This is a genomic window from Pseudomonas sp. 1 R 17 (genome assembly GCF_900067035.1).
Taxonomy (GTDB): Bacteria; Pseudomonadota; Gammaproteobacteria; order Pseudomonadales; family Pseudomonadaceae; genus Aquipseudomonas; species Aquipseudomonas marginalis.
Genome location: NZ_FKLB01000030.1, coordinates 176,132 through 182,304 on the forward strand (window position 1 = coordinate 176,132; position 6,173 = coordinate 182,304).

The 6,173-nt window shown below is 57.0% G+C and carries 3 protein-coding genes and 1 rRNA gene; 3 read left to right on the forward strand and 1 reads right to left on the reverse strand.

What is annotated here, in order from left to right; translation table 11 throughout:
* Positions 1-14 precede the first annotated feature (14 nt).
* On the reverse strand, positions 15-935 hold the full coding sequence (locus BFP99_RS10025) for a LysR family transcriptional regulator (RefSeq protein WP_027607943.1): 921 nt from the start codon (positions 933-935) through the stop codon (positions 15-17).
* A 126-nt stretch (positions 936-1,061) separates the two neighbouring features.
* Between BFP99_RS10025 and BFP99_RS10030 the strand changes: the two genes are divergently transcribed.
* From BFP99_RS10030 to BFP99_RS10040, 3 genes are all read left to right on the forward strand, one after another.
* Positions 1,062-2,411 carry an aspartate aminotransferase family protein gene (locus tag BFP99_RS10030; RefSeq protein ID WP_065925520.1) on the forward strand — a complete coding sequence of 450 codons (1,350 nt, stop codon included), beginning with the start codon at positions 1,062-1,064 and terminating at the stop codon, positions 2,409-2,411.
* A gap of 39 nt (positions 2,412-2,450) precedes the next feature.
* The gene (locus BFP99_RS10035; RefSeq protein ID WP_065925519.1) at positions 2,451-3,944 is read left to right on the forward strand and encodes a CoA-acylating methylmalonate-semialdehyde dehydrogenase; all 1,494 of its coding nucleotides are present in this window, start codon (positions 2,451-2,453) and stop codon (positions 3,942-3,944) included.
* 627 nt (positions 3,945-4,571) lie between these two features.
* Positions 4,572-6,108 (forward strand): 16S ribosomal RNA (locus BFP99_RS10040).
* Positions 6,109-6,173: the final 65 nt, after the last annotated feature.

A 6,173-nucleotide genomic window follows, 5' to 3' on the forward strand; every position in this document is an offset into this window, starting at 1 on the left:
GCGCGAAGCCCGAGTTAGCGCGTTGCTGCCAGGCTTTCCAGGAAGCTTTCCAGCACCAAATGAGGGCGACGGCCTTTGCGCGTGACCGATGCGAGGCTTAAATCGTAAAAGCGCGTAGCCGGTTTCAGCGCGCGCAGTCGGCCTTGTTGTACCCATAGGCTGGCGTAGTGGTCGGGCAGGTAACCGATGTAGCGACCGGTGAGAATCAGGAATGCCATGCCTTCGCGGTCCGAGGCGCTGGCGGTGCAGTTGAGCGCCTGGTAGTGGGCCTGGATCTCGGCGGGCAGGCGGAAGGTGGGGGCGATGGCGTCCTGGGCGTCGATGCGCTCGTCGCCCAGTTGCTTGTCGTCGGCATAAAACAGGGGGTGGCCAACCGCGCAGTAAAGCAGTGAGCGTTCGCTGTACAGCGCCTGGTACTCCAGGCCGGACAGGGCGCTGGCCTGGGGCACCACACCGACATGCAGGCGGCCGTCGAGTACGCCTTGTTCGACTTCGTTGGGGGCGATCATGCGGATCTGGATCTGTACGTCCGGTCCACGTTCCTTCAACTGTGCCAGGGCGTGGGTGATGCGCATGTGGGGCAGGGTCACCAGGTTGTCGGTGAGGCCGATGATCAACTCGCCGCGCAAATGCTGGTGCAGGCCGTTCACCTCTGTGCGGAAACTTTCCAGGGCGCTTAATAGTTGCAGGGCCGATTGGTAGACCTCGCGGCCTTCTTCGGTCAGCGAGAAACCGGCACGGCCGCGTTGGCAAAGCCTTAATCCGAGCCGCTGCTCAAGATCACTCATTTGCTGGCTGATGGCGGAACGGCCGATGCCGAGCACGGTTTCCGCTGCCGAGAAGCCGCCGCACTCCACGACGCTGCGAAAGATGCGCAACAGACGAATATCGAAGTCGCTGACTTGGGCCAGGGGATCGGGTCGACGGCTGCTCATAGTTTAGTGAAGGCCTGACTGAAGGTTAGAAGAGTTGGATTTCACCGACTTTATCCCCGTGGCAATTTAGCTGCAACAACGCTTTTTCAATCCCGACGCTGCCTTTTGCCCTGCGAGGTTTTGCTGATGAACATGCCCGAAAACGCCCCATCGTCCCTGGCCAGCCAATTGAAGTTGGACGCTCACTGGATGCCTTACACCGCCAACCGTAACTTTCAGCGTGACCCGCGCCTGATCGTGGCCGCCGAAGGCAGCTGGTTGACCGATGACAAGGGGCGCAAGGTGTACGACTCGTTGTCGGGCCTGTGGACCTGTGGCGCCGGGCATACGCGCAAGGAAATCCAGGAGGCGGTCGCCAAGCAACTGGGCACGCTGGACTACTCCCCAGGCTTCCAGTACGGCCATCCACTGTCCTTCCAGCTGGCGGAAAAAATTACCGATTTGACCCCAGGCAACCTGAATCACGTGTTCTTCACCGACTCCGGTTCCGAGTGCGCCGATACCGCGGTGAAGATGGTGCGTGCCTACTGGCGTCTGAAGGGCCAGGCCACCAAGACCAAGATGATCGGTCGCGCCCGTGGTTATCACGGTGTGAACATCGCCGGTACCAGCCTGGGCGGCGTCAACGGCAACCGCAAGATGTTTGGTCAGGCGATGATGGATGTTGATCATCTTCCGCATACCCTGCTGGCGAGCAATGCGTTCTCCCGGGGCATGCCGGAGCAGGGCGGTATCGCCTTGGCCGATGAGTTGCTCAAACTGATCGAGCTGCACGACGCGTCGAACATTGCCGCGGTGTTTGTCGAGCCAATGGCCGGCTCCGCTGGCGTGCTGGTGCCGCCACAGGGTTACCTCAAGCGCCTGCGTGAGATCTGCGACCAGCACAACATTCTGTTGGTATTCGACGAAGTGATCACGGGCTTTGGTCGTACCGGTTCGATGTTTGGCGCTGACAGCTTTGGCGTGACCCCGGACCTGATGTGCATCGCCAAGCAAGTCACCAACGGCGCGATCCCCATGGGCGCGGTGATTGCCAGCAGCGAGATCTATCAGACCTTCATGAACCAGGCGACGCCTGAGTACGCTGTGGAATTCCCCCACGGCTACACCTACTCGGCGCACCCGGTTGCCTGCGCGGCCGGCCTGGCGGCGTTGGACCTGCTGCAGAAGGAAAACCTGGTGCAGAGCGTGGCCGAAGTCGCCCCGCACTTTGAGAATGCGCTGCACGGCCTGAAGGGCAGCAAGAACGTGATCGACATCCGTAACTACGGCCTGGCCGGTGCGATTCAGATTGCGCCGCGTGACGGTGATGCCATCGTGCGTCCATTCGAGGCCGGCATGGCTCTGTGGAAAGCCGGCTTCTATGTGCGCTTTGGTGGTGACACTCTGCAGTTCGGGCCAACCTTCAACAGCAAACCGCAGGACCTGGATCGTCTGTTCGATGCGGTCGGCGAAGTGCTGAGCAAGATCGACTGATTTCTCCTTCTATATAGAACAACTTTTCAGGAGCCCTGCATGAGCCTTATCCAGCATTTGATCAACGGGGAGTTGGTCAGTGAATCCGGCCGTACTGCCGATGTGTATAACCCGTCCACCGGCCTGGTGATTCACCAGGTGCCACTGGCCAGCCGCGAAACCATTCAACGTGCTATCGACTCGGCCAAGGCGGCCTTTCCGGCTTGGCGTAACACACCGGCAGCCAAGCGCGCCCAGGTCATGTTCCGGTTCAAGCAATTGCTGGAGCAGAACGAAGCGCGCATCTCGCAGCTGATCAGTGAGGAGCATGGCAAGACGCTGGAAGATGCCGCAGGCGAACTCAAGCGCGGGATCGAGAACGTGGAGTACGCGTGTTCGGCGCCGGAGATTCTCAAGGGCGAGTACAGCCGTAATGTTGGGCCGAATATCGATGCCTGGTCTGATTTCCAGCCGTTGGGTGTGGTGGCGGGTATTACCCCGTTCAACTTCCCGGCGATGGTGCCGCTGTGGATGTATCCGCTGGCGATTGTTTGCGGTAACTGCTTCATCCTCAAGCCTTCGGAGCGTGATCCGAGTTCGACGTTGTTGATCGCGCAACTGCTGCAGGAAGCCGGTCTTCCCAAAGGTGTGCTCAGTGTTGTACATGGCGACAAGGGCGCGGTGGATGCGTTGATCGAGGCGCCGGAAGTCAAGGCGTTGAGTTTTGTGGGGTCGACGCCGATTGCCGAGTACATCTATTCCGAAGCGACCAAGCGCGGTAAGCGCGTACAGGCGCTCGGTGGGGCGAAGAACCATGCGGTGCTGATGCCGGATGCTGACCTGGATAACGCGGTCAGTGCTTTGATGGGCGCGGCCTATGGTTCCTGCGGCGAACGCTGCATGGCGATCTCGGTGGCGGTGTGTGTCGGTGACCAGGTGGCGGATGCGTTGATCGCCAAGCTGGTGCCGCAGATCAAGGCGCTGAAGATCGGTGCGGGCACTACCTGTGGGCTGGATATGGGGCCACTGGTGACGGGCCAGGCGCGGGATAAGGTCAGCGGCTATATAGAGGACGGTGTTGCGTCTGGTGCGGAGTTGGTGGTTGATGGTCGTGGACTGAGTATTGCCGGGAATGAAGACGGCTTCTTCCTGGGGGGCAGTCTGTTTGACCGTGTGACGCCTGAGATGCGCATCTATAAGGAAGAGATCTTCGGGCCGGTATTGTGCGTGGTCCGGGTGAGCAGCCTGGAAGCGGCGATGCAACTGATCAACGATCACGAGTATGGCAACGGTACGTGCATCTTCACCCGTGACGGGGAAGCGGCGCGTCTGTTCTGTGACGAAATTGAAGTGGGTATGGTCGGTGTGAATGTTCCATTGCCAGTACCGGTGGCGTATCACAGCTTTGGCGGCTGGAAGCGTTCGTTGTTTGGCGACTTGCACGCCTATGGGCCGGATGGGGTGCGTTTCTACACCCGCCGCAAGGCGATCACCCAGCGTTGGCCGCAGCGGGCCAGCCATGAAGCGTCGCAATTCGCGTTCCCTAGCCTATAAGGCTCAGCAAGCAGAAAGCCGGCCCCTTGGGGCCGGCTTTTGCGTTTTTGGGCGTTTTTGACTTATATGACAGAAAGATGAAAAAGAAGGTTGACGGCAGATCCTGGAAGTCTATAATTCGCCCCACTTCCGGCGCAGTCGAAACGTAAAACTCCTTGGTAAACAAAGAGTTATGCAGAATAAAGCAGCGGATTGCTTCAGTTCATCGAAGCCCAGAAGAAGTTGGTAGGGTCGTGTTGTTTGACGCTATTAACGATTCGATCTTCTCGGTCGAAAGCGGAGAAAAAGAGGTGTTGACAGCAGCGCGTAACGCTGTAGAATTCGCCTCCCGCTGATGAGAGATCGGAAGCGCAAGTGGTTGAAGTTGTTGAAGAAATCTTCGAAAGCTTCTGAAAATAATCACTTGACAGCAAATGAGGCTGCTGTAGAATGCGCGCCTCGGTTGAGACGAAAGCTCTTAACCAACCGCTCTTTAACAACTGAATCAAGCAATTCGTGTGGGTGCTTGTGGAGTCAGACTGATAGTCAACAAGATTATCAGCATCACAAGTTACTCCGCGAGAAATCAAAGAATAACCAACGATTGCTGAGCCAAGTTTAGGGTTTCTTAAAAACCCAAAGATGTTTGAACTGAAGAGTTTGATCATGGCTCAGATTGAACGCTGGCGGCAGGCCTAACACATGCAAGTCGAGCGGTAGAGAGAAGCTTGCTTCTCTTGAGAGCGGCGGACGGGTGAGTAATGCCTAGGAATCTGCCTGGTAGTGGGGGATAACGTTCGGAAACGGACGCTAATACCGCATACGTCCTACGGGAGAAAGCAGGGGACCTTCGGGCCTTGCGCTATCAGATGAGCCTAGGTCGGATTAGCTAGTTGGTGGGGTAATGGCTCACCAAGGCGACGATCCGTAACTGGTCTGAGAGGATGATCAGTCACACTGGAACTGAGACACGGTCCAGACTCCTACGGGAGGCAGCAGTGGGGAATATTGGACAATGGGCGAAAGCCTGATCCAGCCATGCCGCGTGTGTGAAGAAGGTCTTCGGATTGTAAAGCACTTTAAGTTGGGAGGAAGGGCCATTACCTAATACGTGATGGTTTTGACGTTACCGACAGAATAAGCACCGGCTAACTCTGTGCCAGCAGCCGCGGTAATACAGAGGGTGCAAGCGTTAATCGGAATTACTGGGCGTAAAGCGCGCGTAGGTGGTTTGTTAAGTTGGATGTGAAATCCCCGGGCTCAACCTGGGAACTGCATTCAAAACTGACTGACTAGAGTATGGTAGAGGGTGGTGGAATTTCCTGTGTAGCGGTGAAATGCGTAGATATAGGAAGGAACACCAGTGGCGAAGGCGACCACCTGGACTGATACTGACACTGAGGTGCGAAAGCGTGGGGAGCAAACAGGATTAGATACCCTGGTAGTCCACGCCGTAAACGATGTCAACTAGCCGTTGGGAGCCTTGAGCTCTTAGTGGCGCAGCTAACGCATTAAGTTGACCGCCTGGGGAGTACGGCCGCAAGGTTAAAACTCAAATGAATTGACGGGGGCCCGCACAAGCGGTGGAGCATGTGGTTTAATTCGAAGCAACGCGAAGAACCTTACCAGGCCTTGACATCCAATGAACTTTCTAGAGATAGATTGGTGCCTTCGGGAACATTGAGACAGGTGCTGCATGGCTGTCGTCAGCTCGTGTCGTGAGATGTTGGGTTAAGTCCCGTAACGAGCGCAACCCTTGTCCTTAGTTACCAGCACGTGATGGTGGGCACTCTAAGGAGACTGCCGGTGACAAACCGGAGGAAGGTGGGGATGACGTCAAGTCATCATGGCCCTTACGGCCTGGGCTACACACGTGCTACAATGGTCGGTACAGAGGGTTGCCAAGCCGCGAGGTGGAGCTAATCCCAGAAAACCGATCGTAGTCCGGATCGCAGTCTGCAACTCGACTGCGTGAAGTCGGAATCGCTAGTAATCGCGAATCAGAATGTCGCGGTGAATACGTTCCCGGGCCTTGTACACACCGCCCGTCACACCATGGGAGTGGGTTGCACCAGAAGTAGCTAGTCTAACCTTCGGGAGGACGGTTACCACGGTGTGATTCATGACTGGGGTGAAGTCGTAACAAGGTAGCCGTAGGGGAACCTGCGGCTGGATCACCTCCTTAATCGACGACATCAGCTGCTCCATAAGTTCCCACACGAATTGCTTGATTCATTGAAGAAGACGATA